Source organism: Deinococcus murrayi DSM 11303, from assembly GCF_000482805.1.
Taxonomy (GTDB): Bacteria; Deinococcota; Deinococci; order Deinococcales; family Deinococcaceae; genus Deinococcus; species Deinococcus murrayi.
Genome location: NZ_KI519505.1, coordinates 96100 through 121099, shown reverse-complemented (window position 1 = coordinate 121099; position 25000 = coordinate 96100). Strand labels below are relative to the sequence as shown.

General features: G+C 71.0%; 27 protein-coding genes (1 of these 27 cut by a window edge). 11 read left to right on the top strand and 16 right to left on the bottom strand.

Going from position 1 to position 25000, the window contains the following annotated elements; all coding sequences use genetic code 11:
* Together H565_RS15530 and H565_RS0113655 are read right to left on the bottom strand one after the other, a co-directional pair.
* On the bottom strand, positions 1 to 175 hold the start of the coding sequence (locus H565_RS15530) for a pyrophosphohydrolase domain-containing protein (RefSeq protein WP_034409662.1). 284 nt of this gene lie to the left of the window's left edge; only the first 175 of its 459 coding nucleotides appear in the window; it begins with the start codon at positions 173 to 175; the stop codon falls past the left edge of the window.
* Positions 176 to 456: 281 nt separating this feature from the next.
* Positions 457 to 1083, bottom strand: a complete 627-nt coding sequence (locus tag H565_RS0113655) for a metallophosphoesterase family protein (protein WP_281170902.1) — start codon at positions 1081 to 1083, stop codon at positions 457 to 459.
* A gap of 113 nt (positions 1084 to 1196) precedes the next feature.
* Here H565_RS0113655 and rocF point away from each other — a divergent pair, with 113 nt between their 5' ends.
* Both rocF and H565_RS0113645 read left to right on the top strand, forming a co-directional pair.
* Positions 1197 to 2093 carry an arginase gene (gene rocF / locus H565_RS0113650; protein WP_027461532.1) on the top strand — a complete coding sequence of 299 codons (897 nt, stop codon included), beginning with the start codon at positions 1197 to 1199 and terminating at the stop codon, positions 2091 to 2093.
* A gap of 10 nt (positions 2094 to 2103) precedes the next feature.
* Positions 2104 to 2313, top strand: a complete 210-nt coding sequence (locus tag H565_RS0113645; protein WP_027461531.1) for a hypothetical protein — start codon at positions 2104 to 2106, stop codon at positions 2311 to 2313.
* Here H565_RS0113645 and H565_RS0113640 read toward each other — a convergent pair.
* The gene (locus H565_RS0113640; protein WP_027461530.1) at positions 2298 to 2567 is read right to left on the bottom strand and encodes a hypothetical protein; all 270 of its coding nucleotides are present in this window, start codon (positions 2565 to 2567) and stop codon (positions 2298 to 2300) included. The two genes, H565_RS0113645 and H565_RS0113640, sit on opposite strands and share 16 nt — an antisense overlap.
* Positions 2568 to 2602: 35 nt before the next feature.
* Between H565_RS0113640 and H565_RS0113635 the strand changes: the two genes are divergently transcribed.
* From H565_RS0113635 to metK, 3 genes are all read left to right on the top strand, one after another.
* On the top strand, positions 2603 to 2857 hold the full coding sequence (locus tag H565_RS0113635; RefSeq protein ID WP_027461529.1) for a DUF3248 domain-containing protein: 255 nt from the start codon (positions 2603 to 2605) through the stop codon (positions 2855 to 2857).
* A gap of 33 nt (positions 2858 to 2890) precedes the next feature.
* Positions 2891 to 3370 carry a DUF3809 domain-containing protein gene (locus H565_RS0113630; protein ID WP_027461528.1) on the top strand — a complete coding sequence of 160 codons (480 nt, stop codon included), beginning with the start codon at positions 2891 to 2893 and terminating at the stop codon, positions 3368 to 3370.
* 209 nt (positions 3371 to 3579) lie between these two features.
* On the top strand, positions 3580 to 4803 hold the full coding sequence (gene metK / locus H565_RS0113625) for a methionine adenosyltransferase (protein ID WP_027461527.1): 1224 nt from the start codon (positions 3580 to 3582) through the stop codon (positions 4801 to 4803).
* Between the two features lie 57 nt (positions 4804 to 4860).
* Here the strand turns inward: metK and coaD are convergent, their stop codons facing one another.
* The 3 genes from coaD to H565_RS0113610 are packed head-to-tail and all read right to left on the bottom strand — an operon-like array spanning position 4861 to position 6468.
* On the bottom strand, positions 4861 to 5382 hold the full coding sequence (gene coaD / locus H565_RS0113620; RefSeq protein ID WP_027461526.1) for a pantetheine-phosphate adenylyltransferase: 522 nt from the start codon (positions 5380 to 5382) through the stop codon (positions 4861 to 4863).
* A gap of 12 nt (positions 5383 to 5394) precedes the next feature.
* Positions 5395 to 5958: an RsmD family RNA methyltransferase gene (locus H565_RS15525; RefSeq protein ID WP_034409659.1), complete on the bottom strand. Its 564-nt coding sequence runs from the start codon at positions 5956 to 5958 to the stop codon at positions 5395 to 5397.
* A 60-nt stretch (positions 5959 to 6018) separates the two neighbouring features.
* Positions 6019 to 6468 carry a hypothetical protein gene (locus H565_RS0113610; RefSeq protein ID WP_027461525.1) on the bottom strand — a complete coding sequence of 150 codons (450 nt, stop codon included), beginning with the start codon at positions 6466 to 6468 and terminating at the stop codon, positions 6019 to 6021.
* 205 nt (positions 6469 to 6673) lie between these two features.
* Between H565_RS0113610 and H565_RS0113605 the strand changes: the two genes are divergently transcribed.
* Entirely contained in the window at positions 6674 to 8095 is a 1422-nt protein-coding gene (locus H565_RS0113605) for an aldehyde dehydrogenase family protein (RefSeq protein ID WP_027461524.1), read from the top strand.
* Between the two features lie 13 nt (positions 8096 to 8108).
* Here H565_RS0113605 and H565_RS0113600 read toward each other — a convergent pair whose 3' ends face one another.
* Genes H565_RS0113600 through H565_RS0113570 form a run of 7 tightly spaced genes read right to left on the bottom strand, consistent with a single transcriptional unit; the run spans position 8109 to position 15893 of the window.
* The gene (locus tag H565_RS0113600; RefSeq protein ID WP_034409655.1) at positions 8109 to 9494 is read right to left on the bottom strand and encodes a D-alanyl-D-alanine carboxypeptidase/D-alanyl-D-alanine-endopeptidase; all 1386 of its coding nucleotides are present in this window, start codon (positions 9492 to 9494) and stop codon (positions 8109 to 8111) included.
* A 30-nt stretch (positions 9495 to 9524) separates the two neighbouring features.
* Positions 9525 to 10364, bottom strand: a complete 840-nt coding sequence (locus H565_RS0113595) for an SDR family oxidoreductase (protein ID WP_027461522.1) — start codon at positions 10362 to 10364, stop codon at positions 9525 to 9527.
* Positions 10365 to 10423: 59 nt separating this feature from the next.
* Positions 10424 to 11167, bottom strand: coding sequence for an enoyl-CoA hydratase-related protein (locus tag H565_RS0113590; protein WP_027461521.1), 744 nt, complete (start codon positions 11165 to 11167; stop codon positions 10424 to 10426).
* A gap of 16 nt (positions 11168 to 11183) precedes the next feature.
* Positions 11184 to 12116 (bottom strand): AvaI/BsoBI family type II restriction endonuclease, encoded by a 933-nt coding sequence (locus tag H565_RS0113585; RefSeq protein WP_051363636.1) that lies wholly within the window; start codon positions 12114 to 12116, stop codon positions 11184 to 11186.
* On the bottom strand, positions 12113 to 13483 hold the full coding sequence (locus H565_RS0113580; RefSeq protein WP_157469089.1) for a DNA methyltransferase: 1371 nt from the start codon (positions 13481 to 13483) through the stop codon (positions 12113 to 12115). The genes H565_RS0113585 and H565_RS0113580 overlap by 4 nt, the downstream gene beginning before the upstream one ends.
* Positions 13480 to 14367, bottom strand: coding sequence for a pyridoxal kinase PdxY (pdxY, locus tag H565_RS0113575; protein ID WP_027461518.1), 888 nt, complete (start codon positions 14365 to 14367; stop codon positions 13480 to 13482). Before pdxY ends, H565_RS0113580 begins: the two co-directional genes overlap by 4 nt.
* Positions 14364 to 15893, bottom strand: a complete 1530-nt coding sequence (locus H565_RS0113570) for a Ppx/GppA phosphatase family protein (RefSeq protein WP_027461517.1) — start codon at positions 15891 to 15893, stop codon at positions 14364 to 14366. Before H565_RS0113570 ends, pdxY begins: the two co-directional genes overlap by 4 nt.
* Before the next feature lie 87 nt (positions 15894 to 15980).
* On the opposite strand from H565_RS0113570, the gene H565_RS15865 reads away from it, so the two are divergent.
* A complete protein-coding gene (locus H565_RS15865) occupies positions 15981 to 16451 on the top strand; it encodes a MarR family winged helix-turn-helix transcriptional regulator (RefSeq protein ID WP_051363635.1) in 471 nt (156 codons plus the stop codon).
* Complete coding sequence (locus tag H565_RS0113560; RefSeq protein WP_027461516.1) at positions 16448 to 17668, top strand: cytochrome P450; 1221 nt, start codon at positions 16448 to 16450, stop codon at positions 17666 to 17668. The genes H565_RS15865 and H565_RS0113560 overlap by 4 nt, the downstream gene beginning before the upstream one ends.
* Positions 17669 to 17713: 45 nt before the next feature.
* Here the strand turns inward: H565_RS0113560 and H565_RS0113555 are convergent, their stop codons facing one another.
* Entirely contained in the window at positions 17714 to 17932 is a 219-nt protein-coding gene (locus H565_RS0113555) for a hypothetical protein (protein ID WP_027461515.1), read from the bottom strand.
* 82 nt (positions 17933 to 18014) lie between these two features.
* Positions 18015 to 18992, bottom strand: coding sequence for a BON domain-containing protein (locus H565_RS16925; RefSeq protein WP_051363634.1), 978 nt, complete (start codon positions 18990 to 18992; stop codon positions 18015 to 18017).
* A 244-nt stretch (positions 18993 to 19236) separates the two neighbouring features.
* Between H565_RS16925 and H565_RS0113545 the strand changes: the two genes are divergently transcribed.
* Both H565_RS0113545 and odhB read left to right on the top strand, forming a co-directional pair.
* Positions 19237 to 22077, top strand: a complete 2841-nt coding sequence (locus H565_RS0113545; protein ID WP_027461514.1) for a 2-oxoglutarate dehydrogenase E1 component — start codon at positions 19237 to 19239, stop codon at positions 22075 to 22077.
* 110 nt (positions 22078 to 22187) lie between these two features.
* Positions 22188 to 23510, top strand: coding sequence for a 2-oxoglutarate dehydrogenase complex dihydrolipoyllysine-residue succinyltransferase (odhB, locus tag H565_RS0113540; protein WP_027461513.1), 1323 nt, complete (start codon positions 22188 to 22190; stop codon positions 23508 to 23510).
* A 77-nt stretch (positions 23511 to 23587) separates the two neighbouring features.
* On the opposite strand, the gene pyrE is transcribed toward odhB, so the two are convergent.
* Positions 23588 to 24151 carry an orotate phosphoribosyltransferase gene (gene pyrE, locus H565_RS0113535; RefSeq protein ID WP_027461512.1) on the bottom strand — a complete coding sequence of 188 codons (564 nt, stop codon included), beginning with the start codon at positions 24149 to 24151 and terminating at the stop codon, positions 23588 to 23590.
* A gap of 52 nt (positions 24152 to 24203) precedes the next feature.
* Here pyrE and H565_RS0113530 point away from each other — a divergent pair, with 52 nt between their 5' ends.
* Positions 24204 to 24944, top strand: a complete 741-nt coding sequence (locus H565_RS0113530) for a ribonuclease H family protein (protein ID WP_027461511.1) — start codon at positions 24204 to 24206, stop codon at positions 24942 to 24944.
* Positions 24945 to 25000 lie beyond the last annotated feature (56 nt).

Below are 25000 nucleotides of genomic sequence, written 5' to 3'. Positions count from 1 at the left end.
GGGTCGAGAGGGCGGCAAACTCGGCGTCGACTTCCCGCGCTTCCTCGCGCACGAGAGTGCGGCGCAAGCCCAGCAGGTCGGGGCCGGGCACCGCCGGGGCATCCGGGGACGCAAAGCCAGCGGCGCGGTGAAACTCGCGCAGGCGGGCGGCATTGGTGAGGGGCAGCTCAGGCACCCGCCGATGGTAGGTCACCGGGAAGGCCAAAGGAGAAGGGAGAGCCGCGGTGGACTCTCCCTGGAGTGGTGCGGGTGACTGGACTCGAACCAGCCTTGGGCCGACCCCCGGCCCGCTCGCGCGCCCGTTGTTCAGAGGTGGGCGTCTCCCTCCGGCTCCTCGCAGAGCCAGGCGTCAGTATGCGGCCCTTTTGTCAGGGCTGCATGTGCCGAATGGTCACCGCCCCTTAAGACAAATGGCGTGCCAGCGCGGCCCATCGCGGGCCTTCTCACCGCCCCGCCTCACAGGTCAAGGAGGCGATACCCGTAAGCGTTCACCACGCGGGCACCGCTGGCCTCGTCCACGTAGTCGGGTTTGCGGCCCTCGTACTCGTGAACGTGGCCGTGGACGACGAGGCGGGGGCGGCGGCGGGCCATAAAGCGGGTGATTTCGGGGCAGCCCCGGTGGGCGTAGTCGCTGCCCGTGTGGGGGCCGAGGGGCGGCGCGTGCGTGAGCAGCACGTCTACGCCCCCCCGCGCCTGCCAGCCCAGCCACCCCAGGCCCCGCCGGGCCTGCGACGGCGAATACTGGCCCTCGCCGCCGGGCCGGTAGCGCGGCACTCCGCCCCAGCCCGCCACCCGCAGCCCCGCCGCCGTGACCACCCGCCCATGCACCGGAATGACCCCGCGGGGGGGCACCGGGCCTTCCCCCTCGTCGACCCACTCGTCGCCGTGGTTGCCGTGGACGTACAGGATGGGCACGGTCAGGACGCTCGCCAGAAACTCCAGGTAATAGCCCGGCAGGTCGCCCGCCGCGAGCACCAGGTCGACCGCCGGAGCCGAGCGCGCAAAGCCCTCGCGGTACACGAAGGGATGCACCATGTCGGCCAGCACCAGCACGCGCCGGGGCGAAGGGGCAGGGGAAGACACGGATGCGGCCACGGGAATAGCGGGCAGTTTAGCGCGGCGGGGGTGGGGGGCACCGGGCGGCATAAACTTGCAGCCCTGAGGCATACCCCGCCCCCGCCCTTAGCCTGGGGACCATGGACCTGAGCATCCTGGGCATTCCGATGGACCTCGGCGCGGGCCGCCGGGGGGTGGACATGGGGCCGTCGGCGCTGCGCAACGCGCACCTCGCCCGCACCCTGCGGGGGCTGGGGCACACGGTGACCGACCTCGGCGATGTCGAGGTCCCCCTTCCCGAAACGGTGGACAAGCACGCCGGGAGCGGCCTGGTCTTCCTGGAGACCATTCTGGCCGCCTGCCGCAGCGCCGCCGAGCAGGTGGCCGCGCTCCCGGAGGACACTTTTCCGGTCACCCTGGGCGGCGACCATTCGGTCAGCATGGGCACGGTGACGGGCAATGCCCTGCGCGGCGGCAGCCCCCGGCGCACCGGCCTCATCTGGGTGGACGCCCACACCGACTACAACACCCCCCAGAGCAGCCCCAGCGGCAACATCCACGGGATGCCCGTCGCGCACCTCACCGGGCGGGGCGACCCGCAGCTTGCCGGCCTGGGCGGGGGCTGGCACCTGCGGCCCGAAGACATCGTGATGATCGGCATCCGCAGCGTGGACGCGAAGGAGCGCGAGCTGCTGCGGGAAGCGGGCGTCAAGGCCTACACCATGAAGGACGTCGACCAACTCGGCATCACCCGCATCACCGCCGAAACGCTGGAGCGCCTCGCCGGAACCGAGCGGCTGCACGTCTCCTTTGACGCCGACGCCCTCGACCCCTCGGTCGCGCCCGGCGTGGGCACCCCGGTCCCCGGCGGCCTGACCTACCGCGAGGGGCACCTGCTGATGGAGCTGCTCGCGGAGTCGGGGCGGGTGACCAGCCTCGACATCGTGGAGGTCAACCCGGTCCTCGACACCCGCAACCAGACCGCCGAGGTCATGGTGGGCATGGCCGCCAGCCTGCTGGGGCAGCGGATTCTGTAGCCTGGAAGTGATGCCCTACGCCGTTCGCCTGCACTATGTCCACCAGGACGCCCACGGTCAGGACGCCCTGCTGGACGAACCGGGCTGGCTGGAGGACGACGCGGGCGAGCGCCGGGTCTTTGCTCCCCCCGCCGAAGCGGGAGCCGCCGCGCAGGAGTGGGGGACGGCGGGCTGGCGGGCCGAGGTGGTGGAGGTCGCGCCGGGTCAGTCCTCTGCATAGAGGTAGGGCCGCGCCGCCTCAAAGCCCGCCAGCGCCTCCCGCGCGAGCTGCCAGTCGTCGCCGTCACGGGTGGCGGCCCCCGCTTGCACCAGCCGGTTGAGTTCGGCCTCGACCCGCTGCTGTGCGCGGCGCAGGGGCATCCCGGCGGCCCCCGCCACCCCGCGCCAGGTCAGGAAGGCGCGGTGAAAGTCGGGCAGAGCATCGAGGCCAACGCGGGTTTCCAGAGCACGCCACGAGAGGGGCTGGGGGGACATGCCCCCCGTTCTACCGCGCCGCGTACAATGCCCGCATGACTGGCGGCCCCTCCCCGGACCCCACCCCCGCGCCCCTGCCCCCAGAGCTGTCGCGGCAGCTCGACGCGCTGGGCGGGCAGCTCGTGTGGCGGGTCGGCAAGGACGAGGTCAGTGACGAGGTCGTCGTGCGGCTGGGTTACGCCTCGGCCACGCCCCGCTTCGCGCACCTGCCCCGGCTGCGGGGCGCGAACGACGCCGAGCTGCAAGCGGCCCTGCGCGAGAATCGGGTGGTGATCGAGTGGGTGGATTGAAGGAGCGCTCCCCTTGTCCCCGCTGGAGAGCACGTGCTGTTTGAAGCTCGGCAAGCCTTCGCCCTGACCCATCCTGACGGGGAGGACGCTGCTTTCGCCTTCGTGCGGGACGCGGGCGTGTCCCTCTCGCGGGTGCGCTTCTTGCGGGGCCTGCGGGCGGACGCGGCGGGGGTGCGGGGCGAACTCGTGGTGCCCGTGCCGCTGCTGGGGGAAGTCGACCTGCCCTTTGTCAGCTCCCTGCATCCCACGCCGGACGGGGCCGAGCTGCGGCCTCAGCCCGTCACGGGCGAGCGGGCCTGGGTGGAGGTCGCGGGGCAAGCGCGGGTGAGCGCAGCAGGCGAGATGGCCTTTGATTTCCAGTTCCGCGCTCACTTGCGGCTCCCGGAGGCCGAGGGCTGGGGCGGGGCCGCCTTTGAGAAAATGGTGCGCGCAGCGGCAGAGCGCACGCTGGAGCGGCTCGCGGGCGAGTTGCCGCAGGGCATCGGGGCGGCGCTGCCGGGGGCGGCGCGGTAGACCCTCTTCCTGCCGCAGGCAGGGGTGAGGGTTCCCCCGCCGGGAACCCGCCACACCCACCGGAGTCCCGCGCCCTTTTCCGTCCCGGCACCCCTGGGGTAGGCTGCCCCCGTGCCGCCCCCCGCCGTGGGGGTTGCCCGTGCGGGGACCGCAGCGACATCCCTCTCCAGGTGGTTCTGTGAGACGCCCCCCCGCACGAAGGAGCCTGAATGCGGAAGTACTACACGTCGGAATCGGTCTCGGAAGGGCACCCGGACAAGCTCGCGGACTTCATCTCGGACAGCATCCTCGACGAGTTCCTGCGCCAGGAACCCGGCAGCCGGGTTGCGGTAGAGACGCTGCTGACCACCGGCATGGCGGTCGTGGCGGGCGAGGTCACCGCACAGAACGCGCGGGTAGACGTGCAAAAGACGGTGCGCGACGCCGTGATGAAGGTGGGCTACACCCGCGCCAACTACGGCTTTGACGCCGAGTACAGCGCCGTGCTCGTGGCCCTGCACGAGCAGTCGCCGGAGATTGCCGGGGGGGTCAACGAGTCCGAGGAGTGGCGGGGCATGACCGAAGAGGAGCGGGCGCGGCCTGAGAACCAACACTCGCGCATCGGCGCAGGGGACCAGGGACTGATGTTCGGCTACGCGACCGACGAGACGCCGGAGCTGATGCCGCTGCCCCTCAGCCTCGCGCATGGGCTAACGCGCCAGCTCGCCGAGCTGCGCAAGAACGGCACGTTGCCCTACCTGCGCCCCGACGCCAAAGCGCAGGTCACGGTGGTCCGCGACGGCGAGCCGCATGACGCGCGAGAAACCTTCGTGGATACGGTCGTCATCAGCGCCCAGCACAGCGATGCGGTGACCCAAGAGCAGATTCGGGCCGACCTGCTCGAACACGTGGTGCGGACCGTCATCCCGGCGGAGCTGCTGACCCCCGACACGAAGTCCTTCATCAACCCCAGCGGACGTTTCGTGATTGGCGGGCCGCACGGCGACACCGGACTCACCGGGCGCAAGATTATCGTGGACACCTACGGCGGCGCGGTGCCGCACGGGGGCGGGGCCTTTTCGGGCAAGGACCCCACCAAGGTAGACCGTTCGGCAGCGTACTACGCCCGCTATATCGCCAAGAACCTCGTCGCGGCGGGGCTGGCGCGGCGGGCACTCGTGGAGGTCGCCTACGCGATTGGCCGGGCCACCCCCGTCTCGCTGCGGGTCGACACCTACGGCACGGGCACGCTGAGTGATGAGCGCCTGGCTGACCTCGTGAGGGAGCACTTCGACGCCCGCCCGCAGGCCATCATCGCCGAACTCGACCTGCTGCGGCCCATCTACGCACAGACCGCCGCCTACGGGCACTTTGGCCGCCCGGAGTTTCCCTGGGAAGCGACGACGAAGGCCGAAGCCTTGCGGGAAGCGGCGCGGGGTGTGACGGCGGTCTGACGGCGGCCCCTCCCCTCCCCCACGGCCCCAGCGGGCGCGTGGGGGGTTGTGCTGGGGCTATTCCGCGTCCCCCGCTCGCCCGCCCTCCCGCGCCGCGTACACGTCTGCAAACTTACGGCGCAGGGCCGCGGCGCTTGCCCGCGGCACCATCTCGGAGATGTCGCCGCCGTAACTGGCGATTTCGCGCACCATCGTCGAGCTGACAAAGCTCCAGCGGGTCGCCGCCATGATAAAGACCGTCTCGACCTCGCCAATCTGGCGGTTGAGGTGGGCAATCTGCAGTTCATACTCGTAGTCAGAGACGGCCCGCAGCCCGCGCACGATGAGGCTCTTTTTTTGCTGGGCCATGTAATCCACCAGCAGGCCGCCAAAGGTATCTACCCCGACATTGGGCAGGTGCGCGGTCGCCTCGTGCAGAATCGCCAGCCGTTCTTCCAGGGTAAAGAGGTGCTTGCCCTGCTTGCGGGCGTTGTGCATCACCGTGACGGTCACATGGTCAAAGATGCGCGAGGCCCGCGTCAGCACGTCCATGTGGCCGCTGGTGATGGGGTCGAAGGAACCGGGAAAGACCGCGTTCATGTGCCCCCGATGTTATACGGAGTCCGTCTTGGCCGCGTTCTCGGCCTCCGCCCGTTCCTCCCGGCGGTACAGGGTGAGGACGTTGCTGCCGTACACCCGTTCCTCGCGCTCCCAGCCAGGGGTATCTCCCAGTCCCACCTGAACGGGGTGCTGGCAGACGAGCAGTCCGCCAGGGGCCAGCACCCCCGAAGCGAGCAGGCGGCGGGTCAGGGCGGGGATGTCCTGCGCGTAGGGCGGGTCGCTAAAGACCACGTCGAACTCGCCGACGCGTCCCAGCAGCGCCGCCGCGTCGCCGCGCAGCACCCGCACCGGGAGGCCCAGGGTGCGGGCGTTGCCCTCGATGGCCCGCACCGCCGCCGCGTCTCGCTCAATCAGGGTGGCCGCGTAGCCCCGGCTGGCGGCCTCTAGCCCCACCGCCCCGCTGCCGCCGTGCAGGTCGAGGAAACGCCCGGAGGGGGCGCGGGTGGCAAGCAGGTCAAAGAGGCTCTTGCGGACCCGTGCCCCGCTGGGCCGAGCACTCGCGGGCACCTTGAGGACACGGCCCTTCGCGCTGCCAGCCAGAATGCGGACACTCATCGGCGAGCAGGGTAACGCACGTGCCCCCCGAACGCGGCGAGGGTCGGGGGGCACGCCCCACTAGCGCATGCTCACCGAGGTGCAGGCAACGCCGGGGTCAGCGGGGGCACCCGAAGCGTCAGCCGTGTGAATGTTGAAGTAGGTCGCGTTCATCACGTCGGCACGGGGCACGCTCCTGGAGAGGGTCAGCATGCCGCTCGCGTCGGAACGGCCGACCATCGTGCTGCTCATGATGGGAGCGCCGTTGCTGGCGCAGGGGGTGGTGCTCGCCGTGCCCTGAAGGTGGTAGTGCGCCACGTAATTCTGGTTGGGTGCGAGGCCCATCACCCGCGCCTCGGTCATCACCAGGTCGCCCGACACGCTGGCCCGGACGGTCCCGCTGGGGTTGAGGCCCTTGGCATCGGCAGCGGGCTGCTTGCCCAGCGAGTAGGGGCTGCCCGGAAGCATCGTGGTCGTGCAGGAGGCGAGGGCGAACGGCAGGGACAGAGCCAGCAAGAAGCGCGTCTTCATGGCAAACCTCCAAAGCGAGAAGGGGGGGCGAACAAGCTCTAGGGTGAGGCTGCCCCCCCTCGCCAGAGTGTTGGATGGGCCACACTCTGAAGGGGCGGCCAAGGGAAAGCGTCTCCCTCCCCCTCTCTTCCCCGCCCATGCTTTAGGCTGAACCCGGTCCAACTTCAGTGCCGGGATTTCCTGTCGCCCCTTCGGGAGGGATGCCATGTCACAGCCCACCAACGACCTTCAGGCTCTCTTTGAGCTTCAGCGCCGTCACCGCTGGCGCACCGCACAGACCACCGCAGCAGAGCGCCGGGAGCTGCTGCGGCGGCTGGGGGCCGGCATTCAGCGCCACCGGACCGCGCTGGCCGAGGCGCTCGCGCTCGACCTCGGCAAAAGCCGCGCCGAAGCGGAAATCACCGAGCTGCACCCCACCATGGAAGAACTGCGGCACGCGGTGCGGCACCTGCCACGCTGGATGGCCCCCCGCCGGGTCCGCACCCCCGCGCCGCTGCTGGGCACCCGCAGCGAGGTCGAGGTTCAGGCCCGCGGGGTCACCCTGATTCTGAGCGCGTGGAACTACCCGGTGAATCTCGCCCTGGTGCCCCTCGTCGCCAGCCTCGCGGCGGGCAACACGGCCATCCTCAAGCCCAGCGAGAAAGCCCCCGCCACCGCCCGCGCCCTGCGGCGGCTGCTGGAAGACGTCTTTGACCCCCGGCTGGTCGCGGTCGTCGAGGGCGACGCGGACGCGGCGCAGGCCCTGACCGAGCTGCCCTTTGACCACATCTTTTTTACCGGGAGCGGGGCCATCGGAAAAAAGGTGCTGGCCGCCGCCGCGCCCCACCTCACGAGCGTGACGCTGGAGCTGGGGGGCAAAAGCCCGGCCCTCGTTCACGAGAGCGCCGACCTCGACCTCACCGCCGAGCGGCTGGCCTGGGGCAAGCTGCTCAATGCTGGGCAAACCTGCGTCGCGCCCGATTACGTGCTCGTGCCGCAAGTGCTGCGTGACAGCCTGCTAGAGCGGCTCGCGCCCGTCATCGCCCGCCGTTTTGGGGAGGGCGAGCGGCTGCGGCGGGGCACCGACTACGGGCGCATGGTGGACGCCCGCAGCGTCGAGCGGCTTTCGCGCCTCACGCGGGAGAGCGTGGCGCAGGGGGCGCGGGTGGCCCTCGGCGGCGAGTTTGACCCCGCCTCGCGCTTCATCTCGCCCACGGTCGTGACGGGCGTGACCCCAGAGATGCCGCTGATGAGAGAAGAGCTGTTTGGCCCGGTGCTGCCCGTGCTGACCTACCGCGACTTCGGGGAGGCGCTCGCGCTCGTGCGGCGGCTTGACCCTCCCCTCGCGCTGTACGTCTTTGCGGAAGACCGGGCGGCGGCCGAGCAGGTCCGGCGGGGGACGACGAGCGGCGGCCTGGTCGTCAACGGCACGGTGGTGCACCTCAGCAATCCGCACCTGCCCTTCGGGGGTGTCGGCCCCAGCGGGATGGGGCGCTACCACGGCGAATACGGCTTCCGAACCTTCAGCCACGAACGGGCCGTGCTGCACGAGGGGCGGCGCAGCGGCGTGCGCTTTCTCTACCCGCCCTATGGCCGCCCGCTGCCCCGCCTCGTGGCCTGGGCGATGCGGAAGCTGGAAGCGGTCTGAGGAAAACGCCCCCTCAATACCGCTCGGCCACCGCCCGCACCACATCGTCTTGCACGGCCCGCAGGGTCAGGATGGGCGTGTCCCGCGGCCCATTCATCAGCAGGGCGAAGCCCAGCCCCCGCCCGCTCCGAGCGGTCACGTACCCCGCGAGCGCCGACACCCCCGGTAGGGTGCCCGTTTTGGCCCGCACGTCCAGGCCCCGCAGCCGCCCGGCGAGGGTGCCCCCCCGCCCGGTCACCTCGCCCCCGACCCCCGCTTGCGGCAGCGCCTCGGCAAACGCATTGCGCCGCGCCCGGTAGGTCTGGCCCGGCAACTCCGCCCGCGGCTCGCCCTGGACGTAGGGCAGGTCGTACATCCGGTCCAGCAGGTCGACGAGCGCCCGTGCGGTGAGGCGGTTTTCTCGGCTCAGACCGCTGCCGTCCGCGAGGTGCACGCCCGCCGTGTCCACCCCCAGCCGCCGCAGCGCCGCCCAACCCCGCCCCAGCGCCCCCTCGCGGGTGCCGTGCGGGGGGGCAAGGGTCGCGAGGAGTTCTTCAGCCCCCAGGTTATCGCTGGGCCGCAGCACCTCCGCCAGCACCCGGAAGGGCGGACCGCTGCGCACGGAGGCGACCCCCTGTTCGGGGCGCTGCGCGGGCGGAAGGAAGGGGTCCGGCGGCAGCGGGCGGCCCCGCTCGTCGCGGCGGGGGGGCGGGACCGGGGGGAGGTAGCGCGGGGCCGTACCCACCTCATCGGAGAGCACCCGCACCCCGGCCCGCCGCAGCTCCCGAATCAGGGCCGCCCCCGCCCAGGCGCGGGCCTGCGCCGCCGACGTGGGGGGCGCGGCGTGCCAGTCTGCGAGGCGCAGGGCGGTCATGGGCACGCCGAGCAGGGGGTCTTGCCAGGCTGCCGCATCCAGCCGCGTCTCGTCGAGGCGCACCGCACCGACCTCACGCAGGCCGCGGGCATAGGCCTGACGCGCCAGCACCCGCAAGCTGCCAGGGCCGTCCGCGACCCTCAGCGTGGGGTCGCCCCCGCCCCGCAGGGTGAGGTGCGTGACCCGCGCCCGGCCCGCCTCGCTCGCGGGCACCGTCAGCTCGGTGCTCCACCACCCCGCGTCCCCCCGGTCGGCCAGCACCGCCGCCGCCGTCACCAGCTTGACCGTGCTCGCCGGAATCAGGGGGAGGCCCTCTTCCCGCGCTTCCAGCACCTCGCCCGTCTCCAGGTCGCGGACCAGCAACCCCAGCCGCACGCCGGGCGGCAAGCCCGCAAGCGCCCGCCGCACCTCTGCGCTCAGGCCCGGCGGACGGGTCAGGGTGACGTGGATGGCGGGCGGCGTCGGGGCTGGGGCGGACGGTGCCCCCGCCCGCGACAGCGCCCCCAGGGAGGGCAGCAGCAGGAGCAGGGCGAGGGCGCGGCGCACAGCAGGGAGGATAGCGGGCAGGGGCTAGGGTTACGCCTCCCGCTTCCCCGCCCCCATCTGGAGGTACATCTGGTACTGCGGCGCCCCGCCCAGCATGTTCTGGCCGCCGTCGACGGGCAGAATCACGCCTGTCACGTAGCTCGCCGCGTCAGACACCAGGAAGAGGGCCGCGTTGGCAATGTCCTGCGGCACCCCGAAGCGGCCCAGCGGCACGGTGCGGGCAAAGGCCGCGCGGGTCCGCTCGTCAGGAGCGAGGCGGGCCATGCCCTCGGTGCCGTCGATGGGGCCGGGGATGATGGCGTTGACCCGCACCCCGCGCAGGCCCCACTCCACCGCCAGCGTCTGCGTGAGGGCATCCACGCCCGCCTTGGCCGCAACGACATGCGCCTGCATGGGCACCGGCACCCCGTAGGCGCTGATAGAGAGCACCGTTCCGCCCGGCGTCTTCAGGTGAGGCGCACACGCCTTGATGGTGTTGTAGGTGCCCAGCAGGTCGATGTCCACGACTGTCTTGAAGCCGTTGGGGCTGATGCCGTCCACCGGGGCCGGGAAGTTCCCCGCTGCCCCCGCCAGCACGATGTCGAGCGGCCCGAACGTGTCCACGCCCGCCTGCGCCGCTGCCTGAAGCGCGGCGAAGTCACGCACGTCCGCCGAGACGCCCAGGGCACGGCCCCCCGCCTCCTCGATGCCACGGGCGGCGTTCTGCGCCTTTTCCAGGTTGCGGCCCAGGATGGTCACCGCGCACCCGTGGGCGGCGAAGCTCTGCGCGATGCCGAGGCCAATGCCGCTGCCGCCCCCGGTGATGAGGGCGTGCTTGCCGCGCAGCAGGTCGGGGCGGAAGGTGGTCGCGGGGTCATGGGGCTGGGTCATGGGGAAGGCTCCTTGAGGCAGGCTGCCAGCCGCCAGCGTTCAGCGGCCAGCGGGCGGGGTTAGGACTTGCTGGCTGGCAACTTCAGCGTTTCTGGCGTCAGGTGCCGCGCGTTCCACTCCACGGCGGCGGCGAGGCTCTCGGCGTGAGAGAGGCCATCCTGGAGGGTGCGCTTGGTGCCCTCCAGCGCCCTGGGGGGCAGGGCGGCGAGGTGGGCGGCGAGCGCGCCAGCGCGGGCGTAGAGCGCCTCGGCGTTGGGAAGCACCTCGGTCACCAGGCCCCAGCGTTCGGCGGTCGCGGCGTCGAGCGGCTCTCCGGTCAAGGCGAGGTGGGCCGTGCGCCCGCGCCCGATGAGTTCCGGCAGGCGCTGCAAGCCGCCCAGGTCGGCGGTGATGCCGAGCTTGACTTCGGGAAGGCTGAAGCGCGCCCCGGCGCTGCAAATCCGCAGGTCGCAGGCGGCGGCGAGTTCCAGCCCCGCGCCGATGCACCAGCCGTCGATGGCGGCAATGACGGGGATGGGCAGCGCCGCCAGCCCTTCGATGGCCGCGTGCATCTCGGCCACCAGCGCCGCGAACTTTTCAGGGTCGCCCAGCGTGGGAGCGAGGAGGGGGGCGGTCGCGGCCACGTCCAGCCCAACGCTGAAGTGCCGCTCGCCGCGCACGACGAGCACGCGGACGTCCCCCAGCTCGCCGAGGGCCTGCGGCAACTCGCGCCACGTCGCCGGGCCAAAAGCGCTCTTGGGATGCGCCAGAATCAGGGTCGCCACACCGCCCACGCGGGAGAGGCGCACGCTCTCAAAGGTCATGGGGGGAGTGTAACGGTTACAGCTGAACCAACCAGTTGGCGAGCGTGGCCACTTGTTGGGGACGCCCCAGGTTGGCCGTCCGGCTCAGGGTTCCCGCCGCCAAGCGCGCCGCCAGTTCGGCCGCCATGCTGGGTTCGATGGCAGCTCCCATAAAAAAGGTGGGCACCTGCGGCAACCGTTCGGCCACCCGGTCCAGGGCGGCGCGGGCCGTTTTCCAATGCTCGTCGGCGCCCGCCGGGTCGATGCCGCCCTTAAGTTCTCCGCAGGCGAGGTAGCGTTCGGGGTCGTGCAGGGCCGCCGCCAGCGCCGCGGGGGTGCTGCGCAGCAGCAGCACGTCCAGGTTGTTGCCGCGCTGTCCGACCACCGGGGCTTTGCGGTCGTAGGCCAGCAGCCGCGGGCTGCCGTCTGGGGCCGTCCACGCGAGTGCCCGCACCTCGTGGGCGGTCATCGCTTGCGGGTCGTAGGGAAGAAAGTTCTTGCGGCCCGCGAGTTGCACCGCCACGCGGTGCCCAGCGAGGTCCGCCGCCGCCATCACGTACTCGGCCAAACGCCGCTTGGCCCGCGCCCCGATGAGGTTTCGCATGCTGCCCCCAAACGCGTCTCCCTGCATCAGCAGGTAGCGGTAGACCACCTCCTCCCGAAAGCGGCTTCCCGCCGGAAGCAGCGTTTTCTCGATGAACTCCTGCAGCAACGCCGCCTGCTGTTCCTCGCTGAGACGGACGTTTTTGGCGGCTTTCTCGCTGAAGCCCGCCGCCGCCAGCAGGTGGGGCCGCAGCGCTGGCATGGTCATCAACTCCTCTGGAGCCGCCACCTGCTGCAACTGCGCCAGCAACAACTCGCCACGCCGCACGTACGGCGTCAGCCGCTCGCTCTTGGTCAAGACGAGGTCCCGAAATCCGGCGGCGTACTCCTCGCGGGTGGTTTGCAAGTCCTCTGGCGTCAGGCTCACGCCCGCCTCCAGACGTAGACGCACTTGCGCAGGGCGCTGCGGCCATGGGTGCCCATCTGCTGGCTGCTGTTGCCCTTGTTGCCGGGCAGCACGTCCACCCGCTCGGCCACAAAGCCCAGCTGCTCGGCCAGGCGGCTGAAGAGCACGTCGAGCGGCAGGTCAATGCCCCCGTAGCGCACGTTGTCGTTTACCATCACCAGCGGCGCGCCGGGCCGGAGCAGCCGGGCGCATTCTGCGATGACGCAGCTCAGCTCCAGCACGTACCCCGACAGCATCCGGGGAATGCCGGGGTTGTTCAGGCGGCCCGCCCGCAGCGCTTCGTCCATGAGCGCTGCCATCGCCTGCACCCCCTCGTCTTCCCGCACGACCGCCGCCACTTCCGCCCAGGCCGGGTTCAGGCGAGCGAGGTCTTTGGGGCGGTTTTCGACCGTGCAGCTCAGGAGCGCTTGGCGCAGGGCCTTGATGCCCGCCTCGTCCACCCCCAGGTAGGCGAGTTCCAGCGCGTAGGTGCGGGTGTAATCGTAGCGGTTGGCGTAGGGCGGCGAGGTCACCACGCCGCCGAAGGTTCCTGACGGCAGGGTAGGGAGCAGTTCGAGGGCCGAACCCCCCAGCACCGTCATCTCCCCCCGACCCGCGCCCGTCTCGGCGGTGAGGACGGGAGCCGCCGCCAGGTCCGCGAGCATCTCCCCCAGCTTGCGGGCGATGGCCTCCTCAAAGGGGAGGATGCGGCCCTTTTCAAAGCGGCCCAGGCTGCGCCCGGAGCGGTGGTCCCAGCGCAGGTACTGGCCGTCCTTGCGGGTGTAGCTCACGTCCTCCAGCACGGCGAGCACCGCCAGTTCGAGGAGGGGGTCGGGATGCTGGGCCAGGAAGCCGCGCATCCGCTCGATGGCCTCTTTGGTCTCTGGCGGATAAGCTCCCCGCGTGATGCCAAGTTCGGGCAGCGGCTGCGGCGCATGGTTGCGCCAGGGCCGCTCTTCCAGCACCCGCCGGAGGGGGGTGGGGTCGGCACGCCCGCCCGCCACCGCCGCCCGCACCCCGGCGACCCGCCGACCGATGGGCAGCAGCTCTATCCCCACCGACTCCAACCCCAACGCCGAGGCCGCCAGCAGCGTCGTCCCGCTGCCCACAAAGGGGTCCAGAATCGGTCCCTCCATCCCCAGCTCGCGCAGGTAAGTGTCCACCAGCGCCGCCGAGTAGCCTTCGCGGTACTTGTACCACCGGGCCACGGGGACGGCGCGGCTGGCCTGGAAGCTCACCAGGGCGCGGCTGAGGTCGGGGCGCACCCGCAAGCGGGAGGAGAAGTCTCGCTCCAGGACGCTCAGGGTGCTCAGGGGTGTGGGCGGGACTTGAGCCGAAACCACCGTCACCCAACCCGCTCTGCCGCGAACACCCGCGAGGGCCGCACGTACTCGTCTTGCGCGGCCACGAGCTGAATCTCGCGGGTTCCGGCGTGGTGGGTGCGCTCCAGCAGGGCGTACAGGGCGCTCATGCTCAGGCTTAGGGCCTCGCCCGCGTCTCCGCCCCTCAAGTAGTGCCCGAAAAACAGCGCGGCGATGGCGTCCCCAGTGCCGTTGCGGGGGGGGTCCAGGGGCAGCAGCGGCGTGCGGCACAGCCACGCGCCCTCCCCGCTGACCACCAAGGTTTCAATCACGTCCGTCGGGGCGTCTTCCCGCATCAGGCTGGTCACGACCACCAGGCGCGGCCCGCCGGGGCGCAGGCACTCGCGCAGGGCGCGGGCCGCCGCCAGCGCGTCATCCAGAGTCCTCACCGTGCGCCCGGTCAACAGCTCCAGCTCGAACTGGTTGGGGGTGACCACGTCGGCCTGCGGCACCGCCCGCTCGCGGATGAGGTCCGGCAGCTCTGGCCGCACAAACACGCCGCGCCCCACGTCGCCCATCACCGGGTCGCAGCAGTACAGCGCCGACCCGTTGGCGGCCCGCACCCGCTCCACCGCGCCCACGACGGCGTCCACGGTGCCCGCCGACCCCATATAGCCGCTCAGGACCGCCCCGCACGAGGGCAGCGCCCCCCGCGCCTCGATGCCGTCGATGAGCTGCGCGATGTGCTCTGGCGGAAACACCGTGCCGGTCCACTCGCCGTACCCGGTGTGGTTGGAAAACTGCACGGTGTGGATGGCCCAGACCTCGAAGCCCAGGCGCTGGAGGGGAAAGACGGCGGCGGCGTTGCCGACGTGGCCGTAGCTCACCCACGACTGGATGCTGAGGATGTTCTGGGGGGGGGCGGCAGTCATGCGCCGAGGATACCCGCCCCGGCGAGCACCAGCCGCAGCGGGCCGAACTCGCGGGTCCAGAGGTCGGCCTTGGCCTCCATGCCCTCGCGGTCGAGGGGCGTCGCGCCCGCGACCTCCAGGGTCCAGCCCCCGGCCCCGCGCTCCAGCGAGCGCACCCGCGTTTGGCCCGCGTGCGAGCGGTCGAGGCCGTCCGCGACCCGCAGGACCGCCGCAAGCCGCGTGACGAGGGCGCGGCCTTCGGGCGGCAGCGCCACAAACTCCGGGTGCGAGGGCTTGGGCGGACTCTTGCGGTGGTAGCGGGCGAGGAGGGCGATGAGTTCGGTTTCGCGGGGCGAAAAGCCGCGCAGCCCCGCGTGCCGAATCAGGTAGGCTGAGTGCTTGTGGTGGCCGCTTTGTGCGACGATTTGCCCGACCTCGTGCAGCCCGGCGGCGGCAGTGAGCAGGCTCCGGGCTTCCGGAGGAAAGGCCTCGCCCGCCGCCTCTAGCCCCCCCAGCAGCGCCTGCGCGAGCGACGCCACCTGCCGGGCGTGGGCGAGGTTGGCCCCAAAGCGCTCGGCGGTTGCGAGCACGCTGCGCTGCCGGGGGCTGAGGCCCGAAACGTAGGCGGCGTTGCGCTCCAGCTCCTCGACGAGCATCCCCTCGCGCAGCGCCCCCTCGCTGACGGTAAAGCTCCGCGCCCCCAGCAGGTCTAGCGCTGCGTGCAGCACCGCGAACCCCGCGACCACGGTATCGGCCCGGCGCTCCAGCCCCGGCAGCCGTGCCCGCCGCGCCGCCGGAAGGCTCCGGACCCGTTCCAGCGCCGCGCCCAGGGCCGCGACCGTGAAGCTCAGGCCGTTCACCCGCTCCGGGGCTTCGTCCCCCCGCGCCGCCAGCAACGTCGCGGCGGCCTCGGCGGTGCCGCTCGACAGGATGACGCGGGTCTGCGGGCCGGGGCAAAAGCGCCCGGCGTGCGGGGCCAGGGCCGCGCGCACCGCCGCCCGCAGCGCCCGCAGCTCCCCCCCCTTGGGCGGGTCGGCCCGCAGATAAGCCCGCGTCATGCGGATGGCCCCCAGCGGTAGGCTCAGGACGTCCGCCGCTCGCTCTGGGCCGCCCCGCGCCAGCTCCAAGCTGCCGCCGCCGAGGTCCAGCAGCACATTGTCGGGGCCGAACTCCACGCTGTGCGCCGCGCCCAGGTAGGTCAGCTCGCCCTCGCGCTCCCCGCTGATGATGACCGGATAGACGCCCACCGCGGCCCCCACGCGGGCGGCGACCTCCGCGCCGTTGGGGGCTTCCCGCAGGGCGGAGGTCGCGTAGACCCGCACCTCGGCCACCCCCTCGGCGGCGGCGAGGTCGCGAAAGCGGGTCAGAGCTTCGCGCAGTCGCCGCTCTCCCTCCGGGGTCAGGCTGCCCGCTGCGTCCAAGCACTCGCCCAGGCGGGTGCGGTCCTTGAGGGCGTCGAGCACCCGCGGCTCGCCGCCCGCGCCCCGCACCTCGGCAATCAGAAGATGGCTGGAGTTGGTGCCCACATCGGCCACGGCGACCCTCATGGAGCCAGGGTAGGGCACCGGCCAGCCCCCGCCCCACTTGATTGCATTCTGCAACGGCTCACATCTGGGGACGTCATCTTGAGAGGCGTGCGCGACCCTGGTCCCCTCCACCCCCCCGAACTGGCCTTTCTGACGGCGCTGTGGGACGTTTGGCAGGCCCTGCGCGAGCGGGGCGAGGCCGAGCTGCGCGGGCAGCATGGGCTGGACCTGCGCTCTTTTATCGCGCTGGCCTACGTGCAGGGCGGGACCACGCAGCCCGCCGCCCTCGCCCGCGAGCTGGGGGTACCCCGCTACGAGGTCAGCCGGGTGCTGGCCGCTCTGGAGGCGCGGGGGGCCGTCAGGCGCGAGCACGGCGGCCCCGACGCCCGGCGGGTGACCGTTCGCGTGACCCTGGCGGGGCGCCAGCTGTGGGAAGGGGCGCTGGGGACGGTGCGGGGGGTCACTGGCCCCGCTCTCGCCCCCCTCTCGCCCACTGCCCGCGCCGCCCTGCCCCGGCACCTCGCCGCCGTCGCTCAAGCCGCCCGCTTCCCCGCCCCCTCTCAGGAGCTGACCCCATGACGACCCCCACCCCCGACCCCCCCCGCTGCCCCTTGGGCTTCAGCGACACCGCCCCCCTGACCCACCGTCCCGGAGCTGGCCCGCGCCCCCTCCCGGCGGTGGAGGCAGATGAGGGCGGCGTTTACCGCCTGCGGGCCTTTGGCCCCGCCCGCGAGGTGCTGCGCTCGGAAGGCGTGCGGCAGGCGGGCTTCATGGCGGAGGTCACGCGCGACGTGCCCTTCCTGGGCCGCCCGCCCGTGCTGTTCGCGGAGGGCGAGGAGCACCACGAGATGCGCCGCTCGACCGCCCGTTACTTCACCCCGAAACAGGTAGAGGACTACGGCCCGATGATTGCCCGGCACGTGGACCGCCTGCTGACCCGGCTGGCCCGCCGGGGGGAGGCGAAGCTGGACGACCTCAGCCTGGAGCTGGCCGTGGCCGTAGCCGCGCAGGTCGTCGGTCTGACCAGCAGCCTTTTGCCGGGCATGGAGCGGCGCATCACGGCGTTCGTCGAGGGGGGCGGCGACAGCGAGCCGGGGAGCGCACCGGGGCGAGGCCGCCGGGGGGAGGCGCTGCGCCAGCAGGCCAACCTAGGCCTCTTTTACCTCCTCGACGTCAAACCCGCCATCGCCGCCCGCCGCCGCGAGCCAGGGGATGACCTGATTTCGCACTTGCTGTCGCGGGGGTACAGCGACCTAGAAATCATGACCGAGTGCCTGACCTACGGCACGGCGGGCATGGTGACCACCCGCGAGTTCATCAGCGTGGCGGCGTGGCACCTGCTGCGAAATCCCGACCTGCGGACCGCGTATGTCCACGGCACCGAGGCCGAGCGGCACGCCATCCTGCACGAAATCCTGCGGCTCGAACCCGTCGTGAACACCCTCTACCGCCGCGCCGAGCAGCCCCTGAGGGTGGGTGGCCAGACCATCCCCGCCGGGAGCTTGCTCGCGCTCGACCTTCAGGCGACCAACCTCGACCGCGACGTCGTGGGCGCGGACGCCGCCCGCCTTTGCCCGGCTCGGCCCCTGCCGCGCGGGGTGACGGCCCCAGTCCTCTCCTTCGGGGACGGACACCACCGCTGCCCCGGCGCGTTCCTCGCCATCCGCGAGGCCGACCTGTTCCTGCGCCGCCTGCTGCTGTGGCAGGGGCTGGAGGTCGTGCAGGAACCGCGGGTCACCTTCAACGAGGTGGTCAAGGGCTACGAGCTGCGCGGCTTCCGAGTGCGGGTGCGCTAGGGGCGGGGGCGCGGAAGTTCATCGTTTCCGCGCCCCCGCCCCGTGTCACCTCCCTTCGTCGTCGCCGTCTGGACCGAAGGTCGTCTCGGTGTTCGTCATGGTCCCGGAGGCAGGCGCATCCACCGGGGCCGCAGGGTTGCGCGGAAAGGTGGGGGTGTTCGTCATCCCACTTTCCGACTCGTCGTAGGAGCCAGAGCGGTCGCTCATGCCGTTGCCCGCGTCATCGGGCAGGGCAGGTTGATGGGTGGGGTCGCCATTCGTCATGGGGTCTCCTGAGCAACTGGTAGACAGGGGCCACCCACCCCAGCGGTGGGGGCTTGGCGGCCCGGTGAGGAGGGTGGCTGGCTTACCGGCGGGTGTTGCCGTCGTCACGGCCACTGTCCACACTGCTGCCCAGCGACCCCATCGGGGTATCCGTCCCGGAGGTATAGCCGGTATCGCCCGTGCGGTCTACGCCCGAAGTGCTGCCGCCCATGCCCGTGCCGCCCGCCGCGCTGCCCAGGCTGGTCTGGCTGCTGCCGGTCTGGCCCATCTCGCCCTGGTTGCTGCCCTGGCCTAGGCTCGACATCACCATGCCGGACGAACCTGCCCCAGCGCCCTGGCCCATGCCCCCCGGCGATACCCGCAGGTGGTTGTGCACGTCGCGCACCCCGCGCAGGTGCTCGATAACTTCCTCGGCGCGGCGCTTTTGCTGGCGGTCGCGCACGGTGCCCGTCAGGGTGACTTCGCCCCCCTGCACCTGAACCTCGATGTCGCTGGCGTCGACGTCATCGTCGTCTTCTAGGGCGTCATTCACCATCTCGCGAATGCGGTCGTCGCTGCGTTGATAGCCCTTGGGTCCCTTGCCCCGGTAGCTCTCCGAGCGGCCCATCCCCCAGCCCATGCTGCCCTGGGGGTCGGCCCCGTAGGTCTGACGGCTGTAGCCCATGTCCCGGTCACCCGACAGGCGGCGGTTGTCGAAAGAGTCCGTGTAGGACGAGCGCGAGCGGACCTGGCCATAGCTCATGCTGCCGTAGCCCATCCCCATGTCCGAGCGGTCGTCCCCGTCGCGGTCCCGGCTTCCCATGCCCCGGCCCATGCCAGAGCGGTTGGCGTAGAGATAGCGCTCGCCCCGGCGGTCATCCCCGTCGCGCCCCCCAAAGAGGTCGCGCATGCGGTCCACCATACCCCGGCGGTCGTCGTCACGGTCAGAGCGGCCAGAGCGGTCGCCATAACCAAAATCCCGGTCCCGGAATCGGCGGTCGTCGCTGGTCAGGTCGCGGTCGTCATAGCGGTCGTCGCGGTCATACCGGTCGTCGAAGCGGTCGTCACGGTAGCGGGTCATGAACGCCTCCAGCAGGCACGCGGGCAGCCGCCCCCCGGAACGTCCGGGAGTCCTAGCGGGCTGAACACGGTCTGGCCTCCCCGTCATACCCGCCCAAGCCCTCCGCTCAGATGACAGCCCGCCTAAGGGGAAGCCGCCCCAAGTCTCATGAAGAAACCCAGTGTCACTGCCCTGGGGGCAGCGGCGCTTGGGGGGCGGGGCACACGGAGCGGGGGGGCGGGGCGGGGGTATGCTGGGGGGCGTTATGACGCAGTCGCAGACCATCATGTCCGGCGCGAACGCGGCCTTTCTCGAAGGGCTGTACGAGGCGTACCTGGCCGACCCGCAGAGTGTGGACCCGGCTTGGCGGGACTACTTCGACGAGGTGCGCGGAGGTGCCCGCGAAACGGCGCACTCGCCCGTGCAACAGGCCTTTTTGCAACTGGGCACGGGGCGGCGAGCCGGAGCCGAAGCCGCGCCGCAGGGGGTCAGCGGAGCGCAGCAGGCGGCGGGAGCGCTCGTCACCGCCTACCGGGTGTACGGTCACATCAGCGCCCAGACCAATCCGCTGAAGATGCGCCCTCTCCCGGTGGTGCCGGAGCTGACCCCGGAATACTACGGCCTCTCGGAAGCCGACCTCAGCACCCCCGTTCAAGACGGCGTCTTTCAGGGCACGCTGCGGGACGTCTTGGCCCAGCTCCAGGAGACCTACTGCGGGGCCATCGGCTTCGAGTACAACTATCTGCCCGCGACCGAGCGGCAATGGTTTCAGGAGCGCATCGAGGCGAGCCGGGGCCGGGGGCAGTACAGCGCCGAGGAACGCCGCCGCCTGCTGAGCAAGCTGAATGCCGCCGAGGGCCTAGAGCGGTACTTGCACATCAAGTATGTGGGCCAAAAGCGTTTCTCGCTGGAGGGCAGCGAGAGCTTCATCCCGCTGCTCGACCGCCTGATTCAGCGAGCGGGGCAGCACGGGGTCAAGGAAACCGTCATCGGGATGGCGCACCGGGGCCGCCTCAACGTCCTGGTGAACATCTTCGGCAAGAAGCCCTCGGACCTTTTCGCGGAGTTCGAGGGCAAAAAGCGCCTCAGCGACGACCCGGAGGTCGCGGGCGACGTGAAGTACCACATGGGCTTTTCCAGCGACGTGCGCACGCCGGGGGGGCCGATGCACCTTGCCCTCGCCTTTAACCCCTCGCACTTGGAAATCGTCTCGCCCGTCGTGCACGGCAGCGTGCGTGCTCGCCAAGACCGCCGGGGCGACACCGAGCGCCGGGCTGTGTTGCCGATTACCGTGCACGGCGACGCTGCCGTCAGCGGGCAGGGCGTCGTCATGGAGACGCTCAACCTCTCGCGGCTGCGCGGCTTTACGACGGGCGGGGCGGTGCGCATCGTCATCAACAACCAGATTGGCTTTACCATCAGTGACCCGCGCGACACCCGGTCGAGCCGCTACTGCACCGACGTCGCCAAGATTGCCAACGCGCCCGTGCTGCACGTCAACGGCGACGACCCGGAAGCGGTCGCCTTTGCGGGTGACCTCGCCCTGGAGTACCGCCAGACCTTCGGCAAGGACGTCTTTATCGACCTGATTTCGTTCCGCCGCCACGGGCACAACGAAGCCGACGACCCCACCATGACCCAGCCCATCATGTACCGCGAGATTCGGGCGCACCCCGGCACCCGCGCCCTGTATGCGCGGACGCTGGAGGAAGCGGGGGTCCTGGCACCGGGCGAGGCCGACCAGCTTATCGAGCGCTACCGCGACCAGCTCGACGCGGGGGACGCGGTGGTCGAGGAGATGGAAAACCAGGAGCAAAGCGCCCTCGCTGCCGACTGGAAGAGCTACACCAAGACGCACTGGACCGACGACACCCCCACCGCCGTGCCCGAAGAGCGGCTGCGCGAGCTGGGCCTCAAGCTCGCGCAGGTGCCGCCGGGCTTTACCCCGCACCGGGGCGTCAAGCGGGTGCTCGATGCCCGCGCTGCCATGAGCCGGGGCGAGCAGCCCCTCGACTGGGGCATGGGCGAGATGCTGGCTTACGCCTCGCTGCTCGCCGAGGGCTACGGGGTGCGCCTCGTCGGGCAGGATTCTGGGCGCGGCACCTTCAGCCACCGCCACGCCGTGCTGCACGACCAAAACGCCCAGGACCCGCTGGAGGAGGAATACCTGAGCCTCGCCCACCTCGCCCCCGACCAGGGCCGGGTGGAGGTCATCGACTCGACCCTCTCCGAAGAGGCGGTGATGGCTTACGAGTACGGCTTCTCGACCGCCGAGCCGAAGGCGCTGGTGGCCTGGGAAGCGCAGTTCGGGGACTTTGCGAACGGCGCGCAGGCCGTCATCGACCAGTTCTTGTCGGCGGGCGAGAGCAAGTGGCAGCGCCTCAGCGGGCTGGTGCTGCTGCTGCCTCACGGTTACGAGGGGGCGGGGCCAGAGCACTCCAGCGCCCGGTTGGAGCGGTACTTGCAACTGTGCGCCCAGAAGAACATGCAGGTTGTGGTGCCCAGCAGCGCCGCGCAAATCTTCCACCTGCTGCGCCGCCAGGTGCTGCGGCCCTACCGCAAGCCCCTTATCGTGATGACCCCCAAGAGCCTGCTGCGGCACAAGCTCGCCATGAGTCCGCTCTCGGACCTGACCGGGGGCCGGTTCTGCGAGGTGATTGGCGACCCCAGCGTTCAGCAGGCCCGCCGGGTGGTGATTTCTTCGGGCAAGCTGCACTGGGAGCTGCATGAGGCGCGGGACGCCGACAAAGAAGGCTATGCGGGCACGGCGCTCGTGCGGCTGGAGCAGCTCTATCCCTTCCCCGCCGAGGCCCTGAGCGCCGAGCTGGCCCGGCACCCCGGCGCTCAGGTCGTGTGGGCGCAGGAAGAACCCCAGAACCAGGGTGCGTGGCTGATGATTCGCGACGACCTGGAGCGGGCGCTTGCGGACGGGCAGACCCTGACCTACGTCAGCCGCCCCCGCGCCGCGAGCACCGCGGTGGGCTACGCCAGCGTGCACGCCCAGGAGCAGGCCCGCGTGATTGCCCAGGCCCTGGGCGAACCCGTGAGCCGCGAGGATTTCGAAGCCCAAATCGACCTCGCCGAGGAAGCCAAAGCGCAGGGCTAAAAGCGTCGAGAAGTCAGGGGTCGGGGCGTCAAGGAGGGTGTCCCCCCGACCCCTTGACCGCCCCGTCCCCCCGCCCGTCACGCCCTGCGGGGGGTATAAAGGAGCACGTTATGGCCGACATCAAAGTTCCCGTATTTTCCGAGTCGGTGAGCGAGGGCACGCTCCTGACCTGGCACAAGAAGCCCGGCGACCCCGTCAAGCGCGGCGAGGTGCTGGCCGAGATTGAGACTGACAAGGTCGTGCTGGAGGTCACCGCTCAGCAAGACGGCGTGCTGACAGCCATCGCCAAGCAGGAGGGCGACACGGTCCTTAGCGAGGAAGTGCTGGGCACGGTGGGCGATGCGGGCAGCGCTCCTGCTCCGGCGGCGAGCGCGGGCGCGGACCAGGCCAGCGGCCCGGTCGCGGGCGAAACGAGCGCGGGCGGCACCGCCGTGCAGCCGGACAGCCAGGGTGCTCAGGCCGCCGCCCCCGCCCGCCGCGACGACCTCTCGCCCGCCGTGCGCAAAATCGTGACCGAAAAGGGCCTGGACCCCGCGCACATCCCCGCAACCGGCCCGAAGGGCAACATCACCAAGGCGGACGCGGTGGTTGCGGCCCAGGGCGGCCTGACCTACCAGGGACCGCAAGACGCCGCACAGCCCCCCAGCATGCGCGGGGCGGAGGGGACGAGCGGCGGGCAGCCAGTGGCCAGCACTCCGGCCCCCACGCCCAGCGCTCCCGTCCCCCAGGGAGCGCGGCCCGAACAGCGCGTGCCCATGACGCGCATTCGCGCCCGCATTGCCGAGCGCCTCAAGGAAGTGCAGAACACCGCCGCGCTGCTGACGACCTTTAACGAGGTCAACATGAAGCCCGCGATGGACCTGCGGAGGAAGTACCAAGACCAGTTCGTCGCCAAGCACGGGGTCAAGCTCGGCTTCATGAGCCTCTTTGTGCGGGCCGCCACCGAGGCCCTGAAGCAGTTCCCGGTAGTGAACGCCAGCGTGGACGGCAAAGACATCATCTACCACGGCTACTACGACATCGGCATTGCGGTGGCAAGTGACCGTGGCCTGGTGGTGCCCATCTTGCGCGACACCGACGGGATGAGCCTCGCGGCCATCGAAAAGCAGATTGCCGACTACGCGGCCAAAGCCCGCAGCGGCAAGCTCACGATGGAAGATATGGCGGGCGGCACCTTTTCCATCACGAACGGCGGCACCTTCGGCTCGATGATGAGCACCCCGATTATCAACGCGCCTCAAAGCGCCATCCTGGGGATGCACAACATCATCGAGCGTCCCATTGCTCAAAACGGGCAGGTCGTCATTGCCCCGATGATGTACGTCGCCCTGAGCTATGACCACCGCATCATTGACGGCAAAGAAGCCGTGCAGTTCCTGGTGACCATCAAGAACATCCTCGAAGACCCGGCGCGGATGCTGCTGGAGATTTAAAGCTCTCAGCCGTGAGCCGTCAGCGGTCAGCTCCTCGCCGGGGCTGGCCGCTTTTGCACGGCCACTTTGGGAAAGGCCTAAATCTCCTGCAAGGGCACCTGCGCCAACCACTCCGGCACCTCGTCCGGGGCGTAGGTGTCGAAGGTGAGGCGGGTCAGGGAGACGAGGGAATACCCGGCGAGCGGCCCTTCCTCGGCCCGGCGGTCCACGATGCAGGCGACCCCCACGCAGCGCCCGCCCAGGGCTTCCGCCGCCCGCACCGCCTTCAGCACGCTGCCCCCGGTCGTCAGCACGTCTTCCACAGCCAAAAAGGGTTCATCCGTTCCGATACGAAACGCCTCGCGAACCTTCATGCCGCCCTGGCCGTCTTTTTCCGCGAAGATGGCGCGGCTGCCCGGCAGGTGACGGGCGACCTCGTAGGCGAGGACCACCCCGCCCATCGCGGGGCCGACGACGAGGCGGGGGGACAGCCCGGCTTCCCTCACCTTCTGCGCGAGGGCTTGCCCGATTTGCTCGGTGAGGTGCGGGTATTGCAGCAGGGTGGTGGATTGCAAGAACTTGGGCGAGTGGCGGCCAGAGGCGAGCAGGAAATGCCCCTCGTGGTACGCGCCTGCCTCGCGGTAAAGCGAGAGAACGTCCATGCGGCGAGTATCGCATTGTGGTTGGCTCCCGGCAGGCATGATGGGAGCTGACATGAACCACGCCTACGTGGACGCGAGCTGGCACGAGACGCAGGAGGGGCACGGCGTGGGCGGCTGGGGCCTCATCTTGCTGAGGCCAGGAACCCTCCCGGCGGCCTATCAGGGCCAGATGGCTGCCCCCGACAACAACGCCGCCGAGCTGCGGGCAGTCCTCGAAGCGGTGCGCCACGCCCCTCCCGGCGAGGGCCTCCGTGTGCATACCGACAACGAAGCCGTCATCGCCTCGGTCGGGCGGGGCCGGGGACCGCACCTGCTTGCGGACCTCACGCGGGAAGTCTTGGATGAGGCGGGTGCGCGGGCCGTCGCCCTGCGGGTGACCTATGCCCCACGCACCCGCCGCCACATGCAAGCTGCCCACGACCTCGCCAACGCCGCCCGCCGGGGCCTCCCGCCCCCCGCGCTGCCAGGGCCACAGGCCGAAGTCCTCATCGAGCAGCGCCCCGCCCTGACCGAAGCCCGCGTCAGCCTGCGGCGTCCCGGAGAGCGGGTCACCGCCCACATTCCCCTCGACCCCCTCTCGGACGTGCCGCCCAGCGCTCAGGCCCTCCTCGCCGCCGTCACCCTGGCCCGCCCCGGCGAACACCTCCTCGTGCGCCGCGCCAGCAAACTCGCCCAGGCCCTGTGGCACCGCCCCGACCGCGCCCTCCTCCCCGCCGCCCACACCGCCCTGGCCCAAGCACGCCAGGCTGCCGACGGCCAGGGCGTTCAGGTGCAGTTTCAGGGCTTGGGCTAGGGCGAGGGCCAAAGCAGCAAGCCGCCGTCCCGAAAGACGGCTGCAACAAACGGCGG

What these genes read in the sequence shown, in the direction of transcription:
- H565_RS0113645 (WP_027461531.1), top strand. Translation starts at nt 2,104, where the DNA reads ATGCCCTACGCCGTTCGCCTGCACTATGTCCACCAGGACGCCCACGGT.
- pdxY (WP_027461518.1), bottom strand. Translation starts at nt 14,367, where the DNA reads ATGACTGCCGCCCCCCCCCAGAACATCCTCAGCATCCAGTCGTGGGTG.
- H565_RS0113545 (WP_027461514.1), top strand. Translation starts at nt 19,237, where the DNA reads ATGACGCAGTCGCAGACCATCATGTCCGGCGCGAACGCGGCCTTTCTC.
- H565_RS0113560 (WP_027461516.1), top strand. Translation starts at nt 16,448, where the DNA reads ATGACGACCCCCACCCCCGACCCCCCCCGCTGCCCCTTGGGCTTCAGC.
- H565_RS16925 (WP_051363634.1), bottom strand. Translation starts at nt 18,992, where the DNA reads ATGACCCGCTACCGTGACGACCGCTTCGACGACCGGTATGACCGCGAC.
- rocF (WP_027461532.1), top strand. Translation starts at nt 1,197, where the DNA reads ATGGACCTGAGCATCCTGGGCATTCCGATGGACCTCGGCGCGGGCCGC.
- H565_RS0113605 (WP_027461524.1), top strand. Translation starts at nt 6,674, where the DNA reads ATGTCACAGCCCACCAACGACCTTCAGGCTCTCTTTGAGCTTCAGCGC.
- H565_RS0113530 (WP_027461511.1), top strand. Translation starts at nt 24,204, where the DNA reads ATGAACCACGCCTACGTGGACGCGAGCTGGCACGAGACGCAGGAGGGG.
- H565_RS0113590 (WP_027461521.1), bottom strand. Translation starts at nt 11,167, where the DNA reads ATGACCTTTGAGAGCGTGCGCCTCTCCCGCGTGGGCGGTGTGGCGACC.
- H565_RS0113555 (WP_027461515.1), bottom strand. Translation starts at nt 17,932, where the DNA reads ATGACGAATGGCGACCCCACCCATCAACCTGCCCTGCCCGATGACGCG.
- H565_RS0113595 (WP_027461522.1), bottom strand. Translation starts at nt 10,364, where the DNA reads ATGACCCAGCCCCATGACCCCGCGACCACCTTCCGCCCCGACCTGCTG.
- H565_RS0113570 (WP_027461517.1), bottom strand. Translation starts at nt 15,893, where the DNA reads ATGAGGGTCGCCGTGGCCGATGTGGGCACCAACTCCAGCCATCTTCTG.
- metK (WP_027461527.1), top strand. Translation starts at nt 3,580, where the DNA reads ATGCGGAAGTACTACACGTCGGAATCGGTCTCGGAAGGGCACCCGGAC.
- H565_RS0113635 (WP_027461529.1), top strand. Translation starts at nt 2,603, where the DNA reads ATGACTGGCGGCCCCTCCCCGGACCCCACCCCCGCGCCCCTGCCCCCA.
- coaD (WP_027461526.1), bottom strand. Translation starts at nt 5,382, where the DNA reads ATGAACGCGGTCTTTCCCGGTTCCTTCGACCCCATCACCAGCGGCCAC.
- pyrE (WP_027461512.1), bottom strand. Translation starts at nt 24,151, where the DNA reads ATGGACGTTCTCTCGCTTTACCGCGAGGCAGGCGCGTACCACGAGGGG.
- odhB (WP_027461513.1), top strand. Translation starts at nt 22,188, where the DNA reads ATGGCCGACATCAAAGTTCCCGTATTTTCCGAGTCGGTGAGCGAGGGC.
- H565_RS0113610 (WP_027461525.1), bottom strand. Translation starts at nt 6,468, where the DNA reads ATGAAGACGCGCTTCTTGCTGGCTCTGTCCCTGCCGTTCGCCCTCGCC.
- H565_RS15525 (WP_034409659.1), bottom strand. Translation starts at nt 5,958, where the DNA reads ATGAGTGTCCGCATTCTGGCTGGCAGCGCGAAGGGCCGTGTCCTCAAG.
- H565_RS0113640 (WP_027461530.1), bottom strand. Translation starts at nt 2,567, where the DNA reads ATGTCCCCCCAGCCCCTCTCGTGGCGTGCTCTGGAAACCCGCGTTGGC.